The following is a 21,733-nucleotide window of genomic DNA, read 5'->3' on the forward strand; positions in this document are numbered from 1 at the left end:
AAGAAACTGAAATAACGAAAAACTATTTGCTAAAAAAACTAAAAAAGCCTTCCCCATATTGCATAGGGAAGGCCTTTGATGGTATGTTAATGTTATTATTTCTTAAAGAAATCCTTAACAGCCTCGTTAGGAACCATCTGCTCATCAAAAACGTAAGCACCAGTCTTAGGTGACTTAACCATCTTGATGACCTTTGTATATGAACGACCCTCTTTCTTACCAGTCTGAAGGGTTGCAACTACTTTCTTTGCCATTTTGTTATAGTTTCAAAAATTACTTAATTTCCTTGTGAACTGTAACTCTCTTAAGGATAGGATTATACTTCTTAAGCTCCAATCTCTCTGGAGTATTCTTTCTGTTCTTTGTAGTGATGTAGCGAGATGTGCCTGAAAGGCCGCTCTCCTTCATTTCAGTACATTCAAGAATTACCTGAACTCTGTTTCCTTTAGCTTTCTTTGCCATAAGTCTTCCTCCTTACTTTTTTAAGCGATTACTTTAATGCTTTTCCAATCACAATAGCCCTTAGATACAGCTTCCTTCAAAGCAGCGTCAAGACCTACCTTGTTAATCAAACGAAGGCCTGCAGCACTGATGTTCAAGCTAATCCAGCAATCCTGCTCTACATAGTAGAACTTCTTAGTGAACAAGTTCACGTCAAATGTTCTCTTAGTTCTAAGCTTTGAGTGCGCAACATTGTTGCCAATCATAGCCTTCTTACCTGTAATTTGACAAATTTTTGACATTTTATATCTATTTTTATAGTTTCAACATGAGTCTATCTCAAACAGGGTGCAAAATTATATGTTTTTTTTCAAATATCCAAATAATTCAGCAAATATTTGAATCTCAGTCCTCTTTTTGACGACTTATCAACAATTCTTTTAACATTGTAAGCGCAACTGCCGCCGCTCTTGCCATGTTCTTTTCTCTACCATCGTTATCCTCAAGTTTGCGGACAATGACATCGTACTGATCGCCAACGGCAATCCAGATTGTTCCTACAGGATTCTCTGCCGTTCCGCCGCCAGGACCTGCAAAGCCTGTTACAGCAACGCCATAGGTCGTATCCATCAGACGGCGAACGCCCTCAACCATCTCTCTGGCTGTCTGTTCGCTCACTTCGGTATATTTGTCGATAGTTTCCTGCCTTACGCCCAAGACGTTAATCTTAATCTCGTTTGTATAGCTTATTACTCCGCCCTTGAAGAAGTGAGAACTTCCCGGAAAGGTGGTAATTGCGCTCGAAATCATTCCGCCTGTGCAACTCTCGGCCGTAGAGAGTGTCTCGTCATTCTTCCACAGCAGCAGGTTTATTTCCTTGCTTATAGCCTTAATTTCTATATCCATGGTTATATTGTTACTCTTGAATAAGCCGGTTTGTCGATGCTACAGAAATCCTTGTCAAGATATTTGAAATATCCGGTTATGCCAATCATAGCGGCATTATCTGTAGTATATCCGAACTTTGGTATGTAAATATTCCACTTGTACTTGTCGGCATGTTCGTGGAAGGCATTTCGCAATCCGCTGTTAGCCGATACGCCTCCGGCAACAGCCACATGCTTGATTTTCGTATCCTTTACGGCCTTGCGGAGTTTTGCCATAAGAATGTCGACGATAGTACGTTCGAGCGATGCCGCAAGGTCTTCCTTGTGATGTTCGATAAAATCAGGATCGTCCTGCATCCACTCTCTGAGAGAGTAAAGGAACGATGTCTTCAGACCGCTGAAACTGTAGTCGTAGCCCGGAATCTGAGGTTTTGCAAACGAATAAGCCTCGGGGTTACCCTGACGAGCCAAACGGTCGATTATCGGACCGCCCGGATAGCCGAGTCCCATCACCTTCGAGCACTTGTCGATAGCCTCGCCAGCCGCATCGTCGATGGTCTGACCAAGGATTTCCATATCCTTGTAACTATTAACCTTTACAATCTGCGAATTTCCGCCGGAAACCAGAAGGCAGAGGAACGGAAACGGCGGATGATTCTGGTCGTCGTCGCTCTCTTTTATAAAATGCGCAAGGATATGTCCCTGCAAATGGTTCACATCGATAAGCGGAATATTAAGTCCGCGGGCAAAGCCCTTGGCGAAAGACACGCCTACGAGCAGAGAACCCATCAAGCCCGGACCGCGAGTGAAAGCAACTGCATTGAGTTGTTCTTTTGTTATTCCGGCCTTTTTAAGAGCCTGATCGACAACAGGAACGATATTCTGCTGATGCGCTCTCGAAGCCAACTCGGGAACCACTCCTCCGTAAGCCTCGTGTACAGCCTGCGATGCCGTAACGTTGCTCAGCAATACTCCGTCGCGCAAGACGGCAGCAGAAGTATCGTCGCAGCTTGACTCTATGCCCAATATATAAATATGTTCTGAATCCATTTTGCCTTTAACTACTAATGTGTTAGAATCTCAAGACCGTTCTCAGTCATTACGAAATGATGTTCGAACTGTGCGCTTGGCAGTTCATCTTCTGTTACGACCGTCCAGCCGTCTGCCTCATCGATGAACACCTCGTATGTGCCCATGTTAATCATCGGCTCGATAGTGAATGTCATTCCCGGAACGAGCAGCATACCTGTGCCCTTGCGTCCGTAGTGCTCAACGTCGGGATCTTCGTGGAACTCGCATCCGCAGCCATGACCGCAAAGGTCTCTCACCACGGTAAAACCGTTTTTATGAGCGTGCTTCGCGATGGCGTTGCCCACATCGCCAACAAAGCAATATGGCTTGCAAGCCTCCATGCCCACTTCGAGACATTCCTTTGCCACGCGGACAAGTTTCTCCTTCTCGGGCGATGTCTTGCCGATGATGAACATACGGCTTGCATCAGCGAAATATCCGTCGAGAATCGTTGTGCAATCAACGTTAATGATGTCGCCCTCTTCGAGCACATCCTCCTCGCACGGAATGCCGTGACAAACCACCTCGTTTATCGAAGTACAGCAACTCTTCGGAAAGCCCTCATAATTAAGGCAAGCCGGAATTGCGCCATGCGAGACTGTGAAATCGTGCACCAGATTGTCTATCTCGAGAGTAGACATTCCGGCATGTATCTTTTCGGCAACAAGATCGAGAACCGCCGTGTTTATGACACCTGCGCGTCGTATTCCCTCAATCTGCTCCGGAGTTTTTATTAGTTCTCTTGTTGGGACGAGTTTTCCTTTGTTCTGCCAGAAAAGTATTCTCTTGTCCATCTCGGTCAGTTCCTGACCTTTATTAACATGCCAATTTCTTGGATTTTTCTTTAAAAACATCTCTAAAATTATTTTCAGCTGCAAAGATAGTTGTTTTTTTAATCTTTTGATGTTCTATGGCATAAAAAAATGTCAAGACACGCCGATTGCAAATAGCCGTCTCTGCAAGTTATCCTTTATTTCAGTTTAAGAACGTCGCCCACCCTGAGCGTGTAGTTCTTGCCCTTTCCGTTAAGTTTGTAGAGCGCGCTGAGGGTGATGCCGAAGCGTTGCGATATTGAATACATCGAGTCGTTCGGCTTTACGACATATTCTTTCTGAGTGCCCGAATACGAATTCTTCTTCTTTTCGAGATAGATGAACATTCCCGGCTCGAGTTCCTCATCATCGCCAAGAAGTTCGTTGTCGCGTGCCAGAAGGAAGCGCGAGCGTTTCATGCTCTTCTCCAGACTTCTGAACGTGTCGCCTTTCTTGACCTTAATGCAATAGCAGTCGTTGTTCTTGTATATTGTATGATCGAAGCCAGAGCCTGTAAAATCGACCGCCGTTGTAGATTTCCTTGCCGTAGCCTTCGGTGCTTCCTTCTTGCCTCTGTGCGATGCCGTGGCTGTTGCTGCTGGCTTTGAGGCTTTCTTGGCTGTCTTCTCGCCAGATGACTTCGGAGACATAGAATGAGTTATGTTCTTTATTGCCGTTTTCCACGAAGAGCCAGCCTTGTGCTGACTTGTCTGCGGCTTATGCGGAGTATTCTTCGTTGTATTCTGAGCACCTACGCGCGCATATTCCTCCTCGTAATTCGTAATCGGTCTTTGGTCTTGCGTCTCCTGCAACTTTGGCGACGACGTGGCCAGAGAATAGGCCGACTGCTCGTTGTTAGAAGCCGAAATGCCAGTCATCTCCTCTTCAATCTCCTTTGCCGATTCTATATGGTCGAGTTTGTCAAGTTCATAGAGTTCAATCAGATTTATAAGCATCGAGGCATATTTCGGATTTGTGGCATATCCGCATTGTTTAAGACCGTTTGCCCATCCTTTGTAGTCAGTACGCTTCAGGTCGAACAGTTTTGCATAGCGCGAACGTCCTTTCAGGAATTTTGAGTGGTCTTCATAACTTTCGAGTACGGTAGCATATTTTCTGAAACATTCACCCTTTGAGTCATCATCGTATGTGATGCTCTCGCCCGTCCAGTCGCCGCCACACTTTATGCCAAAATGATTGTTGCTCATCTTGGCAAGGTTCGACTGCCCCGCGCCGCTCTCAAACAAGCCTTGCGCAATGGTTATGCTGGCAGGAATATTGTATTCGTACATTTGCCTTACGGCTATGAATTTATATTTGTCAATATATTCCTGATATGTGCTATTCTTCTTTGTTGTCTGCGCGACAGCCACACCAGTAAATATCAATACGAGGAATAGTATTTGTATTTTATGTCTCATAAAAACCGTTAAACTTCATAGATTCTGCAAAAATAATTAAAAATAATGCATATCGTTTATTTTTTTTCTTAATTTTGTATAAATAAATTCATTAAGCAGAAAAAACATGAGAAAAAAAAGTATCGTTTTTAATGCTGACATCTACGATTGGGACGAGCTGAAAAAAGCTGACCAAGAACTTCTGACAGCAGCAAAAAATGCAATAAATGGTAGTTATGCACCTTATTCAAAATTCAAGGTCGGAGCGGCAGTAAGGCTTACCGACGGAACGATAGTCTGCGGAGCCAATCAGGAGAATGCGGCATATCCGTCGGGATTGTGTGCCGAGCGAACCGCCATATTCAGCGCATCGGCAAACCACCCAGAGAGCAGGATAGCAGAAATTGCCATCGCGGCTTATACCGACGGCGATTTCATAGATGAGCCTATCTCGCCTTGCGGAAGTTGCCGTCAGGTTATCTCGGAGGAAGAGAGAAGAGCCGGCAAACATATCCGCGTGATGCTTTACGGCAAAAACGGTACGATGATTATCGAGGATGGCATGAAATCGCTTCTGCCCTATTCGTTTTCGCTTTGAAAATTTTAATCAATTAACTCTGAATTTAGAATTCAAAATTGATAATTCATAATTGCTGAGTTTTTAAAGGACAATTACGACACGAAGTGTTCTTTTTGGAAATACAAAATAGCGGGAAGGAAGAAGGTAGGAAGAAGGTAGATAGAAGGTAGATAGAGGGAAGATACATCCAAGCAAGCCGAAAGGTACAGGAAAGGTACAGGGAAGGTTCGAGAACTATTCGGAGAAAGTCTTAACTGAGTCTTAACAAGCAAAGCATAGGGAGACGCAGGAAACCCGAACGAATCCCGAAGGCATCCCGAAGGAAATGTCTATCCAAACAGAAATAGCATAAGTAGTCTTTTATTGCAAAGGCTACTTTTTTTGAAAACGAAAATCCCGGCACCGGATGTTGCTTAGTCCGACGTCGGGATTTCTCTATGAATCTTCAAGAAAGTATCAGATATTAGGTTCGTTCCATACTTTTGTTGCGGTGCATTGGATTTTCTGAGTCTGGTCTCCGATTTTGATTACAAAATCGCCCTCCTCGAGAATCCATTTGCCGTCTGCTCCTACGAAAGCCAGTTCGCGCGCAGGCAGTCTGAATGTTACGGTCTTGCTCTCGCCAGCCTTCAAATCGACTTTTGTGAAACAACGCAGACGCTTGTTGTCTGGCACGATTGACGCAACCAAGTCTGACGAATACATCAGCACAGGCTCTTTTCCGTCTACGTCGCCGACATTCTTCACATCGACAGTAACGGTCAATACGTCGTCAGAATTGAATGTAGACTTGTCGACCTTCAGATTGCTGTACTCGTACTTTGTATATGACAATCCGTAGCCGAAAGGCCACATAAGCGATACCTTTGCGTCGTAATTGTATGCGCCCGACATCGTTCCAACCTCCTCGCTTGCCTTGTAATCGTATGTATTGAGCGAGTTGATTTCGCGCGGATAGGTGTAAGGCATCTTTGCCGAGAAGTTGGCATCGCCAGCCATAAGGTTTGCCAAGGCATCGGCTCCGTAGTTGCCGGGCAGGAAGATGTCGATTATGCCCTTTGCCAACGGCTCGATGTCGGTTATAAGACGAGGGCGTCCTTCGTTCAGGATAAGGATGATAGGCTTGCCTGTCTTTGCCAGTTCTTTTACCAGATTGCGCTGATTCTCAGAAAGAGTGAGGTCTGTAAGGTTTCCGGGAGTCTCGCAATAACTGTTCTCGCCTATGCAAGCCACAATAACATCTACATTTGCGGCAGCCCTGACAGCCTTGTCTATCTCAGGAGCATTTTCCTCGAAATATTGTCCTTCTTCGTTGTAGGTTACGCCCTGCTCAAGAACCACGTTCTGCTTTCCGTATTTGTTGCCGAGAGCCTCGAAGATTGTGTTGTAGCTGGCAGCCAAATCCTCAACTCTCGAGCCCTGCCAACTGTAAGTCCAGCCTCCGTTAAGGCATCGCATCTGATTGGCGTTAGGACCTGTTACAAGAATCTTGCAGCCCTTCTTCAGCGGAAGGATGCCGTCGTTCTTCAGAAGGACCTCGCTCTCCTCTGCCGATTTAAGAGCGCGGTTTGCAAACTCCTCGCTACCGAACTTCTCGTAGCCCTTTCCACCGGTGTTAGGCTCGTCGAACAAGCCGAGGCGATATTTCAGGCGAAGGATTCGGCGAACGGCATCGTCAATTCTCTCCTGCTTTACCTTACCTTCGTTTACAAGTTCCTTCAGGAGTGTGCAGAAATCAACGTTGTAAGGGTCCATACTCATGTCGATGCCGGCATTTATTGCAATTCGGATAGCATCCTTACGGTCTTTTGCCACATGCTCGCGAGTGTAAAGATTGTTGATGTCAGCCCAGTCGGTTATAATCATACCGTCCCAGTTGAGGTCTTGTTTCAGCCACTTCGTGAGATACTCGTAGCTTGAATGAACCGGCACGCCGTTAATGCTTCCGGAATTGACCATTATTGTAAGCGCGCCAGCCTTTATGGCAGCCTTGAACGGCTCGAAATACTTCTCGCGGAGCATAGCCGGAGAGATGTAGGCAGGAGTACGGTCCTTGCCCGAGAATGGTGCGCCGTAGGCGAAGTAATGCTTAACGCTTGTTGCCACCTTGTACTTTCCTATATGGTTAGGGTCGTCGCCCTGATAGCCGTTGATTTCGGCCTCAGCCATGCGAGCGTTTACGATGGCATCCTCGCCGAAACTCTCCCAAAGGCGCGACCAACGAGGGTCTCTGCCAAGGTCGAGCACCGGATTGTAAACCCACGGACAGTTTCCGGCGCGAGTCTCGTAGGCTGTAACCTCTGCCATCTGGCGGGCAAGTTCGATATTGAACGACGCACCAAGGTTTATAGGCTGCGGAAAGATTGTTCCGCCCTGCGTGTATGTAACGCCGTGGTTCTGGTCGAGTCCGTAGATATCAGGAATGCCGATATGCTTCATTGACTTCTTCTGAATGAGCCTTATCCACTCCTGCCACTGGGCAACGGTTGCCGCCCTCGACATCGGCACGTTGAGGATTGAGCCAATCTTCCACTTAGAAATTACGGTATCGAGCGTCTGCTCGTTCAGTTTCCACACGGGCTTGCCGTTCTCTACGGTAATTTTGCCCATACCGTCCATATTAAGTTCGAGCATCTGCCCCACCTTCTCGTCGAGAGTCATCTTCTTGAGCGTAGCCTCAACTCTCTGCTCAATCTTCTCGTCCCTCGGAATGGCAGGCTTCTGCGCCATTGTCATCTGCGCGGCAAAAAGGGCCGCAAGAATCAATATTTTCTTCATTTGTATCTAAATTATAGTTTTTTACACGATTTATGGCAAAGTTATAGAAAAGATACCGTAATGAAAGAATATGCAAGTCAGATTTTTTCCCGTTTTCGCACCCGATTTTTCTCCATGAAATAAAGTATTATAAATTATGTTGGTAAGTATCATTTGTGAGCACGAAAAATTTTTTTTCATTCAGATGCAACCAAACGTGCATCTCGTTGCGTCTAAGCAGTACAAGAGTAAAAAACAATAATACAAAACATACACATGAAAACAAAATCATCACTTCTGGCACTTCTTACGATAGCATCGCTAAGCAGTTTTGCCAAGTCTGAGAAAATCGACGGCAAAATTATCGACACCAAGGGCAACCCAATGGCATACGTAAACATCTCACTTCTGTCGCTTCCCGACTCTGCTTTCGTAAACGGAACAGTTTCGGATGAGAACGGCAAGTTCAACATATCGGCAAACACAAGCAACTGCGTTCTGAAGTTTTCGAGCGTGGGATTCCAGACTCAATATGTAAACTTCGGAAAGGCAAACGAGCCTGTCACGATGAAAGAATCGCCCGAGACTCTCAACGAGGTGGTTGTTAAGGCTCAACTTCCGAAGACAAAACTGCACGGCACATCGATGCTTACGCAGGTTCAAGGCTCGGTTCTCGAGAAATCGGGAACAGCCGAGGAGATGCTTACCAAGATTCCGGGACTGAGAGAGACTCAAGACGGACTGGAAGTGCTCGGAAAGGGCTCGCCTGTAATATACATTAACGGCAGGAAACTTCAGGACAAGGACGAACTGAAGCGTCTGCGCTCCGAAGAGATTGAGAGCGTTGAGGTTGACATGAATCCCGGCTCGCGATACGATGCCACGGTTACATCGGTTGTTCGCATCCGCACAATAAAGCGTCAGGGCGAGGGCTTCGGATTCAGTTTTAATGCCAGCGACAACTATCATCTGTATTACAATCACAACGACCCTAACGTATCGCTCAACATGAACTACAGATACAAGTCGCTCGACTTCTTCGGAAACGTGAACTACTGGGCATGGCACAACAGAAACAAAACTGAGGCTTTACAGAATTCGTGGTTCTCGAAAGCAAACGAAGTAAAGTCAATAGAGCAGGAAAACAGAATGAACTCTGAATGGCACGGCTACGGCATGAACTACACATTTGGCACAAACTGGCAGATTTCGCAGAAACATTCGGCAGGATTCAGAATTGAATGTAACAAGAAACTCTACGGTATTGACAAGGACGAGACTAAAAGCAAGATTAACCATAACAACGAGTTGACCGAGAACACATCGGGCCTGAACATGACAAAGGAGCGTCAGCCTTACAGTTGGCAGGGCAACGCATACTACAACGGCGAGATTGGCAAACTGAAGATTGACTTCAACACCGATTTCTACACAAACAAGAGCGAGGAGGACGGTTCTATAACAGAGAATCATCCGAACGAACCGACAACCCTGATGAACTCAATAAAGACAGCATCGAGCAACATGATTGCCGAGAAACTGATTCTGAGTTATCCGATATGGAAGGGTATGCTGAACGTGGGCGACGAGATAACACTCGTGAACCGCAAATCGACCTACGCCATTAACAACGCGATGATTCCAAGTACCGACTCGAAGACTGCTGAGACGAACATCTCCGTTTTCTTCGACTACAGTTTCAGCCTTCCGAAAATCGTAGACGGAAGCATCGGTCTGCGCTACGAGCACGTTGGACTTGACTATACCGACCACATCGACGCAAGCAACAGCCTGAACAGAGCCACCGACGACTTCTTCCCAAACATCGCGCTTTCAAGACAGTTCGGAAAGGTTCAGACATCGTTAAGTTACAGCGTGCGCACACGCCGCCCAAACTACTGGCAACTGAGCAACAGCACATATTATCTTAACAGTTACACCATTCAGAGTGGCGACCCTAAACTCGAGAACCAGAAGAACCACGAACTGGGACTTAACGTCCGTTGGCAGTTCGTTAACCTGTCGGCAAGTTACGAGCACATAACAAAGCTGCTCACCGAGTGGTCGTACCTCTACAACGACGAGGGAACGATTCTTCTGACAAACATCAACCTTGCCAACCCGATAAACAATCTGTCGGCATTCCTGAACGCATCGCCAACCATCGGCGTGTGGACTCCAAGTCTGACGGTCGGCATCTTGAACCACCGCACGACTATAGACCTTGCCGACCCTCGCGAGGCAAGCGGAAAGCGCACCATCAGTCTGACGAAGCCTCTTGCCATCGCTCAGATACAGAACACATTCAGACTGAAGCACAGTTGGCAGTTTGAACTCGGCTGCGAGTACAACTCAAAAGGAAACGTGCAGAACTTCTATCTCAAGTCACAAAAGTTCAACTTCAACGCAACAATCCAGAAATGCTGGCTGAAGAACGATGCGCTCTGTCTGAGAGCAACCTACACAAAGTACGCCGGACACAAGGCCTTTATGGACTGCGGATATTATACTATCGACATAAACAATATCAGAAACTATCAGCGTCTGAACGTGTCGTTGAGATACAACTTCAACACAACGAGCAGCAAGTACAAGGGCAGCGGCGCCGGCAAGGAGTCGAAGGCTCGTATGGGCGACTAAAATTCTCTCTCTTACACAAAAATAACCAAAGAGGCGCGTATCAGCATTTTCGCTCGATACGCGCCTTAGATTTTTATTCTTCGTTAAGAATATCGTTTAACAAGTTATACAGACGTAAAAACTACCTTCTTTGGCGAGCGTAATAATTATACCTTATGCCACTATTTTCGTTTTCTGAAAGAGCCTCGGTGTACTCACAATACGGGAAGTTTGTGCAGCCGACAAACCAATGTCTGTCTTTGCTCTTACGTTTTACAAGGAAGCCTCCGCAATACGGACATTTCTTCGGATTAAGCAGAACTGTAGCATCACGAAGCGTATATCTACACTTCGGAAAGTTGGAGCATCCGACAAACGATTTTCCGTTATGCTCTACCTTAAGCAGATTGCCAGTTTTGCAGCACGGACACTTTGTCTGATTCTCATCCGAAGGCTTTCTTATCGCCGCAAAGCAGACCGATTTTGACTCGGAGAACTCTTTGAAGAATGGCGACGGAATCTTATTGTCAGTCAGAATGAAAGTTCTGTTCTTGGTTCGCGTTATTGCAACATAGAACAGACGGCGTTCTTCGGCAAACTTGAATTTCTCGGATGTTGTCAGAACAAGATTCAGAACATTATCATCGGCAATCTGATTCGGGAAGCCAAGTTTCTCGTTCTTGAAGTTCAGAAGAATAACATTATCAGCCTCCAGTCCCTTCGACTTGTGAACCGAGATGAACTCTATCGGCAGTTCCGGAATTGGAATGTAATGAAGATTTTCCTTCTGATTCTCGTGCGTAACCTTGAACAGTCCAGTTCGTTTTGCAATCTCAACATCATAGTTCGTTCGTCCCAAAAGCAAGATTGAGGACTTTATTCCGAACTCAGACACAATTTTGTTTATCGCCAACTGCAATACCCTTCCGGCATCATCGTCGAAGCCCCAGAACACGAGCGGATAGTCGAGGCGCTTGTCCGACCGCAAATCCTTGCGCAACTGCATAGGATTTTGCAACACAAAGCGCGAAGCCTCATCTATAAGCTGCTGCGAATTTCTGTAAGTCTTTTCTATTTTCAGAACTTTTGTGTAGCCGAAATATCTTTCAAAATCGGTAAATAACGAGATATCGCTTCCTGCAAAACGGTAAATAGACTGCCAGTCATCGCCCACACAGAAGAATTTCGCGCCAGTCCGGTCGGCAATAGCTTTCAGAAAATTAAAACGCGACTTCGAAATGTCCTGATATTCATCTACAATCACATACTTATATGGAGTTATTTCGCAACCCTCGGCAACTTTTTCGGCGGCGTTGTTTATCATGTCGGAAAAATCGATGGCATTGTTTGCCGAAAGATAACTCTGATAAGCCGTGAGAATTGTTTTTATAATGTCGAGGAAAAGGTTTGTTCTGTCTCTCAAGAATTTATCTTTCTCATGCAATATGTTTTCCCTTCGGAGAACCTCTACATATTCAACCTTGTAATTATTTGATTTAAAGAGTGTTATAAAAGTACAGCAGAGTTTAATAAACTCAGAAAAGTATTTGTTGCTCTTGCTGGCATAAACGGTATTGAAGACATCTGTAAAATCGCGAGACGTTAATTTCACGCCATTGCTGAGCAGCATTTCCTCGAGTTTTTTGAACAGAACGCCTTGTGAACTATAGAACGAATACGTTTCAATCAATTTTGTGCCGTGCTCCAAGTGGAATTTTCGCTTCCATTGTATACCATCCAGATACTTCATTTCCTCAACAGGAGAGAGCCACGGCAATCTGAAATTTTCCGAAACGCCAAAATGCTCAAGATAGATGCCGTAATCCGTCAGATAGAAATCGGGACAATACGACTTGCGCAAAGGGTCGTCGCTCTCGAAAGGATAAGGCTTTTCGTACTCATAATTCACGCCGTGCATGAACAGGAAGTTCGCAATCTTCGTCTCTTCAAGGCTTTTAACTTTCTCGTTGTTCAGCGTCGTATATTTCTTCGCATTTTCCGAACTTTTCTCCTGAACAAACTTCTCGCGGTCGTATTTCGATTTCAGCGTTTCGAGGTCGGCATTCTTTTCAGCCTCGTAATATTCGCCGAGCGAAGAGAAATCCTCAACTTTATCGGGAATTTCAAGGAAATATGTGAAATATTCGGTCAGATTCTTTATCAAATCGGGATAGTTCAGAAGTTCCTTTTCGAAGAAATTGTGAACAAAACGATTCAGCACGCCTTCGTCCGAGATATCGGGGCATCTGCCCTCAGCATTTTTGATGATGTCAAGTCCCAGTTTGTGAAAAGTCGTAGCCTCTGCCATAATGCCAAGTTTGTTGCAGATGCGCTCAGTCATTTCCTGAGCCGATTTCCTCGTGAAGGAAATAAGAAGAATATCCTTCGGGCTGACTTTGCGAACCTCGCAGAGATATTTTACTTTTGCAGCAATTGTAAGCGTCTTTCCGCTTCCTGCGCCAGCCAGAACAAGCACTCTGTTTTCGTCGGTAATGACGGCGGCGCGCTGCTGAGCGTCCAACGATTTTCCGTCAATATTTGAAAACAGATAGTCGTAAATTTCAGATTCCTTCTTGATGAAGTTAGCGTTTGCCGTCTCGAAGAAATTCGGCAGAGATTCGTAAATGTTTTTGAAACGCTCAAACTCAGAAAACGATTTGTGAACCTCGGGAATACGAAAATCACGAACTTGCAGATACAGACTTTGCCATTTCTCGATGAACGGCTTTTTCTCCTGCTCGGTTACATAACGTTCACGCAAGTCGTTACATTCACAAAAGAAACGGTTCATCGGCTCGCGGAAAACAGATATTCTCTTGTTCAACTCCTCGATATATCTGTCGTTTGATGCAGAGAATGTTTCGTGCAACGACAAAAAAACGTTTTTGAAACGTTCTATCTCAGCAAACGATTCGTTCTTTTCTGAAATATGGAGTTCTTCTGCCTGTGCATACAGACTTCGCCATTTCTCGATAAACTGTTTCTCGTTATCCTCAGAAACGAAATCCTTCTGCATTTTGTCACATTCCGAAAAAAACTTTTTCGCCATCATCTTAACAGCAAAAATCTTTCCCTTCGACTTCAATTTTGTTCCGTAGAAATAACCCAGAACAATCAATGCAGCAACAATAATAATAGCCAAAACAAAAATATACATCATGTTATTTTTATTCAAAAAAAAACTGCAACTTTAACACTATCGGCAAAAATAATCACTTTTTTCCGTCCGCCAAAACATTCGTCAAACAAAACCGCCATTCGCCACAAACAGCCCATTTTACGGGCATTTGCAATGTCATTCGTCACAGAAAGATGCAAAATATCCCAAAATTTTGGCAGACTGGCGAATTAAGCATAATTTTGCATTCGCCAGCCGGAGGAACGCAACTATCTATCGAGAAAACAAGGCGACAAAGGCGGCATAAACATAAACACTTGCACACAATAAACAAACGCTCGAAGCGTTATAGAGAGTTGCAAGAATAGTAATTTTTTCGTTAATTCAATCAAAAGCAAAATTATTAACATTTCAAATGAAGAGTTTAACATTATTTTTGTGCCTTGGGGCATTGGCGAATACAGCCTCGGCACAAATTGTAAAACCCTTGGGAGAACTGAACGACAGTATAGAGGAGATTGTTGTAACTTCGACTTCGGCACTTAAAAGGGTTAACGAGACGCAGATTGGCGTTGAGAAGATAAACATTGCCGAACTTGCCAAAGTTCCTGCACTTTTTGGAGAACATGACATTATGCGCTCAATCCAGTTGCTGCCGGGCGTAAAGTCCGAAGGCGACGGCTCGTCGGGCTATCAGGTGCGAGGCGGAACGGCAGCGCAGAACCAGATTCTGCTCGACAATGCCACAATCTACAACTCGGGACATCTGATGGGAATTTTCTCAGCCTTCAACGACGAGGTCCTTTCTAACGCATCGCTTTATAAAGGTCTGATTCCGGCGCAATTCGGCGGAGCAACATCGTCGGTATTCGACATAAGCACAAAGAGCGGAAGCTCCGACAGATGGCACGGCGGAATAAACATCGGTCTGCTGGCTACGAAAATCAATGCCGACGGACCTATCGGAAAGAAACTAACGCTTATCTTTGCAGCACGACGCTCTTATCTCGACCTTTTCCTGAAAGGTACAGACGAATACAAGGATAACACTCTGTATTTCTACGACATAAACGCGAAACTGAATTTCCGCATGGACGACAAGAACAATCTTTCGCTTTCGGTTTACAAATGCCGCGACAACATGGGGCTGAAGGATTTGGCTGACATGAGTTGGGGAAATATCGCCGTAACAGGCCGATGGAACCACATGTTCAACGAAAAACTGAGCCTCACATCGTGCGCCGTGTACTCATCATTCAACAACGACATGGCAATGCACTTGTCCAAGCAGAACTACGAGTGTGGCGGACACATCCGCCAGGCTTTGCTGAAAGAGAACCTGTTATGGAATCCGAACGACAGCCACAGCATTAACATCGGCGTTCAGGGAATGTGGCAGCAGATTAAGTCGGGCGACTGGATGTTCAACTTCTTCCACGACAAAGAGGTACGAAGCGCGAACAACAACGACATCTGGATTAACGACGACTGGAAGGTTTGCGACAAACTGAACATCTCGGCAGGTCTGCGCCTCGACATGTACTCGCCTCTTGGCGGCTCGCCTTACTACGACATCGATGCCAACGGATACATAACAAACACATACAACTACAAGAGCAGCAAGTTTGTAAAGACATACTTCAACCTTGAGCCACGCCTCAGCATGAAGTACAACATCGATGCAACAAGCAGTCTGAAACTGGGCTACAGCCGCACCACCCAGTCGGTACACGCCACACGCTCGTCGGGCATGTCAATGCCATACGACCGCTACACCATAAGCACCAACAACATAAAGCCCGAAGTTGCCGACCAGATAAGCCTCGGCTACATTAAGGCAACGAACAACGAGGCTTACGATTTCAGCATCGAGGGATATTACAAGGACGTGAGAAACATCTACGACTACAAGGACGGAAAGGCAGAGTTCTCGGAAATGGAAATTGAGCGAATCGTTCTGGGCGGAAAGGGTCGCGCATACGGAGTTGAGGTGTGTGCACGAAAGAATCTGGGCAAGTTCACGGGCTGGATTGCCTATACCCTGTCGTGGTCGGAGAACAAGATTGACGGCATTAACGAAAACCGCTGGTACACAGCCAACAACGACCGTCGTCACGACCTCAACATTGTTGCGATGTATGCCTTGAACAAGCAATGGAATCTGTCATCAACCTTTACCTACAACACAGGTCAGGCTCTGTCTGCGCCAAGCGCAAAATACGATTTCGACGGCGACATTCACTACTATTACGAGCAGCGCAATGGCTATCGCGCACCTGCATACCATCGTCTTGACCTAAGCGCAACATACACCAAGAAATTGAAGCACGTAGAGAGAGAATGGGCGTTTGGAGTGTACAACGCATACAACCGCTACAATCCTTACGTCATCATGTTCCAGAACGACGAGGAGAAACCTTCGGGCACAGTCTGCAATCAGTATTCGCTCTTCGGAGTTATTCCGTTCGTGTCTTTCGGACTAAAATTCTAACAAACCACAACTCTTAAAAAATGACAATGAAACTAAGAAAAATATACATTCCGCTTGTGGCAGCCGTGCTCTGCTCGTGCGAGAAAGAACTCGATTTCAAGTACGACTCTGTTGAGCCAATTTACGTTATCGAGGCAACGGTAAGCAACGAAGGCACAAAAGCCGTAATTACCCAGACTCGCGATGTAGAAAGCACCGCCGACGCTCCAACAATAGATGGCGCAAATGTAACGATGACCGGCAGCGACGGCTCACAAACAGCCCTCACCAACGAAGGCAACGGCATTTACACATCGTCAGTAAAGGGCGTTGAGGGCGTAACATATACGCTGAAAGCAAATATCGGAAACGTAACCACGCAATCGACATCGGTCATGCCCGATGAGATAAAGTTCGAGGACAGTTACTTCTATCGTATGCCGATGTTGGGCGACTCACTCTACGTATACAAGATAACATTAGCCGACGACGGAAAGCAACCTCGCTACTACTACATTCGCATCATGCGCAACGACAAGATGTATCGCTGGATGCTCTCGGACAACAAGGTTGCCAACGACGGAAAGATTGTGTTTAATTGCAGCCTCTTCGCAAACAACGAGGGCGACGACGAGAAGGAAAAACGCGAGGAATGGCTGCACGACGGCGACAAACTCGACATCTCGGTGAGCCTCATCGACGAAACGGCATACAACTACTTCTTCTCGCTGAGCATTGCCGAAAGCAACAACTGCAATCCGCTGCCAAACTTCACATCTGGAGTGCTCGGTCTGTTCTCTGCCCGAAGCATCTGCCGAATACCGACGATAACATACAACCAGTCGAGCATCGGCGAAGACCCGGACAAATAAAGGAAAAACGCATTTCCTTGCACGTTTTATGCAAAGCACAAAAGAAACAGATACAACGGTCGGCTACATCATTCAGTAGCCGACCTTCTTTTTGCCTAAATTCTTACAAAAAGTTCGGATTTTTCGGCTATTTAATGTATATTTGCACACAGAAGTAAAAAAAATCAATCAGTATGACACGAGAAGAAACTGTCCTCAACTATCTCAGAGAACATAACATTCCGTTTACAAATTACAATCATCCCGAAGGTAAAACCATAGAAGAAGCCAAACGCTGGTGGAAGGAGGACGGCTCTGTCCACTGCAAGAATCTCTTCTTCAGAAACCATAAAGGCAACAAGCACTATCTGGTGTGCTTCAACTGCGACTACGACCTAGACATTCACGAACTTGAGCATATTCTGAAGGAATCGCTAGTGTCAAAGGGTCTGCCATCGTGCGGAAAGCTGTCGTTCGCATCGCCAGAGCGCATGATGAAGTATCTTGGTCTGGAGCCGGGAAGCGTTTCGCCTTTCGGACTGATTAACGACGAGGAACATCACGTTCATCTGTTTCTCGACGAGAATCTGAAGGATGCCGAAAGCCTGTCGTTCCACCCTAACGACTGCCGCGGAACGGTGGTAATCTCGCGCGAAGCGTTCAAACAATATCTTGACGGCATCGGAAATACTTACGAGTATATCAAGCTTTATTGAATTGAAAATTGAAAACGGCTGAATTCATAATTCAAAATTGATAATTCATAATTTTGAATTGTCAACTGTCAATTAAAATCTGAAATAACAACCAACAAAAACATATATGAACAACAAAAAGATACGCCTTGCCGTGTTTGTGAGCGGCGGCGGAACGAATCTCGAAAACCTCATCAACTATTTCTCTGCCGACGAGCAGGTTGAGGTGAGTATGGTGGTGAGCAACAAGGCTGATGCCTACGCACTTCAGCGAGCCAAGAATCATGACATTCCCAACGCGGTTATAAGCCGAAAGCAGTTTGCCGAGGACGAAGCCACGGTAATGGCTGCCGTAAAGGATTGCGACTTCATCATCCTTGCCGGATTCCTAGTAAAAGTGCCAGATTATCTTATCGATGCCTATCCTAAGCGCATCATAAACATCCACCCTGCCCTGTTGCCTAAATACGGCGGAAAGGGAATGTACGGTCATCACATTCACGAGGCTGTAAAGGCTGCCGGAGAGAAAGAGACGGGAATAACCATTCATTTTGTGAATAACGAACTGGATGCCGGCGAGCATATTGCGCAGTTCAAGGTAGCACTTTCCGACGAGGATACTGCCGACACCATCGCCGCCAAGATTCACGAACTTGAGCAGGCTCACTTCCCAAAGGTTATAGAAAGCGTTATAAAGGAATAAAAAAGAAGGCTGTCATCTACTAATGAGAGACGACAGCCTTCTTTCTTTTTTGTGTACTACAACTAACAATCAGGAAACAGCAAGCCGCATCTTGCCAATTGCTTCAACCTTGCCGCAATAACGTTCACACTGCACGCACACGTCGTAGCCAAGCAGAGTGCCCAAAATGAAATCCTGCTCTGGCGTAAGCTGGTTCAGCGGACATCTGATGAGGCAACGCACCGTGTCGATGCACTCGTCTCTTCCGAAGAAGAGATTAACGTTGTTCTTGCCTGCCGACAATACATAGTAACTTATACCCTGATGGGCAAGGCGCTCAACGGCAAAGTCGAGATACTTTCGGTTTACCGTGTAGAGAACCATTCTGCGTACACCCTTCTTGTACTCGTAAATGTGGTTGAACAGGACCTTCAGGTCGGCTGGGTTGAAATCTTCTGATACTTGCATTGCGTTTCCTTTCAATAATTATAAAACTTTCTTCTTACTTTATGCCAGATAAGGCTTTAGGGCTTCTGCCCAAGCCGATACGCGAGCGTCAGTCTTGCTGCTCTCGTTTACATCATCGATGGCAAGACCGATGAACTTGCCGTCCTCTACAGCACGGCTGTCGTCGTAAGAGTAAGCCGAAGCATCTACCGCACCAACGAATGTAACGCCCGATGATGCCAAGCCAGCCTTCAGCTCAGCCATTGCATCGCAGAATGTTGACGAGTAAGAGTCTGAGTCGCCGCAAGCAAAAAGCGCAACGGTCTTGCCCGAAAGATTGGCACTCTTCAGCACCGAAAGACCGTCGTACCAATCATCCTGAAGTTCTCCGTCGCCCCAAGTAGATGAGCCGAGCACCAATACATCATAACTCTCCGCCTTGTCGGCTGTGAGGTCAGTAACGTTTATAACGTTGTCTGCCGACACGCCAAGTTTCTCAGCAACCGTTGCTGCAAGGCTCTCACATGTACCTGTTGTTGAGCCAAAAACAATTCCTATATTCTTCATACAAATAAACGTTAAATGTGTTTGTTAATAATCATTTAAACTTTCGAGTGCAAAAGTAAATGCTATCGGGCATCGGCACAATCACTAAAAACGATGATTTTGAGGCGCGGAATCACTAATTTTCGGTATCGGCGGTTTTCTTCTGAAACAAAAAAAAGACTGCCGAGGCTTTTCCGTTCAGCCCCGGCAGTCTTTATCTTATTTCCTTCGGAATCAGAATATTATCTGTTGAAGTATTTCTTTCCGTTCTTTACAACGATGCCCTTGTAAGAAGCATCAACCTTAACGCCGTTGAGATTGTAGACAGCCTCATCACCTGTGCTGATGGTTGTTGCAGAAACGCCATCGGTTGTAGCAATGCGGCGGTACAACTGAATAGCCTTCTGGTTGCCGCTCTTGTAGCAAGAGAATACGTTGGCACTTGCGTTATACTGAAGCTCGTTGCGACCGCTCACGTTTACGAACTTAATAACCGCGCAGCCGTCGGCAGCCTGAGTGATTGACGCCTTGGTTGTATTGTCTGCCTTATCGCTTGTGCGCAACCAGTTTGAAGAAGACGATGCCGCATAGAGATAGCCTCCGTTTGTCTTCAGCAGCCAGTAGTCGCCCGTGCGTACAAGGGTCACAACAGCCATATCGTCGGCATAAACAATCTTATCGTCTGTAACGGTTGTTGTCACAGCTGGACGGTTGTTAGCCGCCTGAGTCGAACTCATTACATAGTTGTCCGATGCAATAAGCAGATTGTCGCCAGTCTTAAGGTCGCCAACATTGGTTACGAGAATGTATGTGCCCTCAACCTCGCCAGTTTCAACATCATCGATATTATCGTCGTCGTTGCTATCTCCGCCGTTGCCGCCGCTCTCGTTGCCGCTATTGCCGCCAGCAGAGCCACCATTGTCGTTATACTGATATGATGCGTATCTGTCATCGTCCGAGCAGGTTGTAAGCGCGGTGTAAGGATCGAACTCCGCGTCGATACTGTCTCCCCACACATATTCGGCAAGTGTCGGATAGTCTACAAACAGGTTTCTGTTGCCCTGAATCTCATAGACGGCGTTATTGCGGTCAACCTCAATCTGGTCTACCTTGTCGGTTCTCGTCCACATCAGATATAGAGTGTAAGCCCATTGCTGAAGCGTCGGCCACACGTTCTTCTCGAGCGATGTGAGAGCCTCGCCCGTATATTTTGTGCTCAGATTCTGATGAGCCGTAGCCATATACATGTATGCTCTTGAGAAGTCGCCCTTCCACTTGTCGGCCGGCTCCCACAGGTTTACGTTAGAGCTTGAGCCTTTGCCCGTACCCACCTTTGTGCAGCCGTTTGTATCCTTTACATTGTCTACAACGCCCATGCCATAGTTGCTCTTTGCCGAGTTTATCGTTACTTCCGACGGCATAAGGTTGAACAGATCCATATACGCGCTATTCTTTGTGCCGCCCCACCACGATTTAGGGAAGCTGTGCTCTATGTTAAGTCCGGAAACAACCGCGCCACGACTTCCAAACTCGCGACGGTCGTCACAATAGCGGTCAATGCAGTAGTTATCAGCGGTGCGATCGGTATCGTAGAATCCGTCCCAAGTGTGCCCGCTTCCGCTTCCGTATTCGAGCACCGTCTTCGGATTCATAAGTCTGTACATAGCCTCTTTCAGTTCAGCCTTCTTTAATCCCTTCAGACTGCTGGCATACTCGGCAAGCTGCTTGCGCGTTACGCCGCCGGTTGCATACGCCATGTTGACAATTACGGTTGCCGAAAGAACCGCAATAAGAATTCGTTTAACCTTGTTCATCTTTGTTTAGTAATTTAACCTATATATACTTTGTTGAATGATAGTAGCACCAATACTCTGCAAAGATATTGATATTTGGCTAAACACAGACAAAAATGCACGACTAAGTTTTTCGGAAGTTTTCATTTTACTTTTGCGGAATGCCGTTATACTCATCGTACACAGTCATATAAAAAGCGGCTTGCGTTGCCTTTATACGCCAGTTCGGGATAAGATTAGAGTTCAAACAGCTCAAGTTGTCTTGATTTTTCGACATGCACAGGAAGGGCATCCGGCTTGTTCTCGAAGAAGCAATATGCAGTAAGGGCAGAGCAGATGTTCATGATAAAATTATGTATCGAGCGATGGCGTGAGTGCACAAGGTTTGCCTTGTTCTTGAGCAGGTCGTTGATGCACTCGATGATGCATCTTTTCCTAAGCAGAATCTTCTCCTCAAGCGACATGAGTTTGTTCTTCATGTTCGCCTTGAGACCATGTACGAGAAGGACTCCCTGATCGAACAGTGAGTCGAAGAGTTCCTTCTTGATGTAGCCCCTGTCGGCG

Annotated in this window: 19 protein-coding genes and 1 pseudogene; 6 read left to right on the forward strand and 14 right to left on the reverse strand. The window is 46.0% G+C overall.

Annotated elements, in window-relative coordinates; translation table 11 throughout:
- Positions 1-95 precede the first annotated feature (95 nt).
- The 8 genes and pseudogenes from T538_RS18085 to T538_RS18910 form a co-directional block, all read right to left on the reverse strand.
- The gene (locus tag T538_RS18085; protein ID WP_081834927.1) at positions 96-254 is read right to left on the reverse strand and encodes a DUF4295 domain-containing protein; all 159 of its coding nucleotides are present in this window, start codon (positions 252-254) and stop codon (positions 96-98) included.
- Positions 255-273: 19 nt separating this feature from the next.
- Positions 274-462, reverse strand: a complete 189-nt coding sequence (rpmG, locus tag T538_RS0109165; protein WP_031533461.1) for a 50S ribosomal protein L33 — start codon at positions 460-462, stop codon at positions 274-276.
- A 20-nt stretch (positions 463-482) separates the two neighbouring features.
- Positions 483-743, reverse strand: coding sequence for a 50S ribosomal protein L28 (gene rpmB, locus T538_RS0109170; protein ID WP_031533462.1), 261 nt, complete (start codon positions 741-743; stop codon positions 483-485).
- 103 nt (positions 744-846) lie between these two features.
- Entirely contained in the window at positions 847-1,347 is a 501-nt protein-coding gene (locus T538_RS0109175; protein WP_031533463.1) for a CinA family protein, read from the reverse strand.
- Between the two features lie 2 nt (positions 1,348-1,349).
- Positions 1,350-2,378 (reverse strand): tRNA (adenosine(37)-N6)-threonylcarbamoyltransferase complex transferase subunit TsaD, encoded by a 1,029-nt coding sequence (gene tsaD / locus T538_RS0109180; protein WP_031533464.1) that lies wholly within the window; start codon positions 2,376-2,378, stop codon positions 1,350-1,352.
- A 14-nt stretch (positions 2,379-2,392) separates the two neighbouring features.
- Complete coding sequence (gene map / locus T538_RS0109185; RefSeq protein ID WP_031533466.1) at positions 2,393-3,253, reverse strand: type I methionyl aminopeptidase; 861 nt, start codon at positions 3,251-3,253, stop codon at positions 2,393-2,395.
- A gap of 116 nt (positions 3,254-3,369) precedes the next feature.
- The gene (locus T538_RS19235; RefSeq protein ID WP_369794985.1) at positions 3,370-4,089 is read right to left on the reverse strand and encodes a lytic transglycosylase; all 720 of its coding nucleotides are present in this window, start codon (positions 4,087-4,089) and stop codon (positions 3,370-3,372) included.
- A gap of 33 nt (positions 4,090-4,122) precedes the next feature.
- Positions 4,123-4,632: pseudogene (locus T538_RS18910) on the reverse strand (glycoside hydrolase family 73 protein); the annotation flags it as partial.
- A 106-nt stretch (positions 4,633-4,738) separates the two neighbouring features.
- On the opposite strand from T538_RS18910, the gene cdd reads away from it, so the two are divergent.
- Positions 4,739-5,209, forward strand: a complete 471-nt coding sequence (gene cdd / locus T538_RS0109195) for a cytidine deaminase (protein ID WP_031533469.1) — start codon at positions 4,739-4,741, stop codon at positions 5,207-5,209.
- Positions 5,210-5,647: 438 nt separating this feature from the next.
- Here the strand turns inward: cdd and T538_RS0109200 are convergent, their stop codons facing one another.
- On the reverse strand, positions 5,648-7,969 hold the full coding sequence (locus tag T538_RS0109200) for a glycoside hydrolase family 3 N-terminal domain-containing protein (RefSeq protein ID WP_031533471.1): 2,322 nt from the start codon (positions 7,967-7,969) through the stop codon (positions 5,648-5,650).
- A gap of 255 nt (positions 7,970-8,224) precedes the next feature.
- On the opposite strand from T538_RS0109200, the gene T538_RS0109210 reads away from it, so the two are divergent.
- Positions 8,225-10,588 (forward strand): TonB-dependent receptor domain-containing protein, encoded by a 2,364-nt coding sequence (locus tag T538_RS0109210; RefSeq protein WP_031533472.1) that lies wholly within the window; start codon positions 8,225-8,227, stop codon positions 10,586-10,588.
- Between the two features lie 121 nt (positions 10,589-10,709).
- On the opposite strand, the gene T538_RS0109215 is transcribed toward T538_RS0109210, so the two are convergent.
- A complete protein-coding gene (locus T538_RS0109215; protein WP_031533473.1) occupies positions 10,710-13,727 on the reverse strand; it encodes a UvrD-helicase domain-containing protein in 3,018 nt (1,005 codons plus the stop codon).
- 373 nt (positions 13,728-14,100) lie between these two features.
- Here T538_RS0109215 and T538_RS0109230 point away from each other — a divergent pair, with 373 nt between their 5' ends.
- The 4 genes from T538_RS0109230 (at position 14,101) to purN (ending at position 18,404) form a co-directional block, all read left to right on the forward strand.
- Positions 14,101-16,176, forward strand: a complete 2,076-nt coding sequence (locus tag T538_RS0109230) for a TonB-dependent receptor plug domain-containing protein (protein ID WP_081834929.1) — start codon at positions 14,101-14,103, stop codon at positions 16,174-16,176.
- Positions 16,177-16,202: 26 nt separating this feature from the next.
- Positions 16,203-17,027 (forward strand): DUF4249 family protein, encoded by an 825-nt coding sequence (locus T538_RS0109235; RefSeq protein ID WP_031533476.1) that lies wholly within the window; start codon positions 16,203-16,205, stop codon positions 17,025-17,027.
- Between the two features lie 173 nt (positions 17,028-17,200).
- Positions 17,201-17,722, forward strand: a complete 522-nt coding sequence (locus tag T538_RS0109240; protein WP_031533477.1) for a prolyl-tRNA synthetase associated domain-containing protein — start codon at positions 17,201-17,203, stop codon at positions 17,720-17,722.
- 106 nt (positions 17,723-17,828) lie between these two features.
- Positions 17,829-18,404, forward strand: a complete 576-nt coding sequence (gene purN / locus T538_RS0109245; RefSeq protein ID WP_031533478.1) for a phosphoribosylglycinamide formyltransferase — start codon at positions 17,829-17,831, stop codon at positions 18,402-18,404.
- Between the two features lie 69 nt (positions 18,405-18,473).
- Here the strand turns inward: purN and T538_RS0109250 are convergent, their stop codons facing one another.
- The 4 genes from T538_RS0109250 to T538_RS0109265 form a co-directional block, all read right to left on the reverse strand.
- On the reverse strand, positions 18,474-18,851 hold the full coding sequence (locus T538_RS0109250; RefSeq protein WP_031533479.1) for a DUF2023 family protein: 378 nt from the start codon (positions 18,849-18,851) through the stop codon (positions 18,474-18,476).
- A gap of 39 nt (positions 18,852-18,890) precedes the next feature.
- On the reverse strand, positions 18,891-19,397 hold the full coding sequence (fldA, locus tag T538_RS0109255; RefSeq protein ID WP_031533480.1) for a flavodoxin FldA: 507 nt from the start codon (positions 19,395-19,397) through the stop codon (positions 18,891-18,893).
- A gap of 221 nt (positions 19,398-19,618) precedes the next feature.
- Positions 19,619-21,190: an endonuclease I family protein gene (locus T538_RS0109260; RefSeq protein ID WP_031533481.1), complete on the reverse strand. Its 1,572-nt coding sequence runs from the start codon at positions 21,188-21,190 to the stop codon at positions 19,619-19,621.
- 215 nt (positions 21,191-21,405) lie between these two features.
- The coding region (locus tag T538_RS0109265; RefSeq protein WP_031541056.1) for a transposase at positions 21,406-21,733 on the reverse strand (328 nt) is incomplete at its 5' end.

The sequence above is a fragment of the Bacteroides sp. Ga6A2 genome, from assembly GCF_000702225.1.
GTDB lineage: Bacteria > Bacteroidota > Bacteroidia > Bacteroidales > Bacteroidaceae > Ga6A1.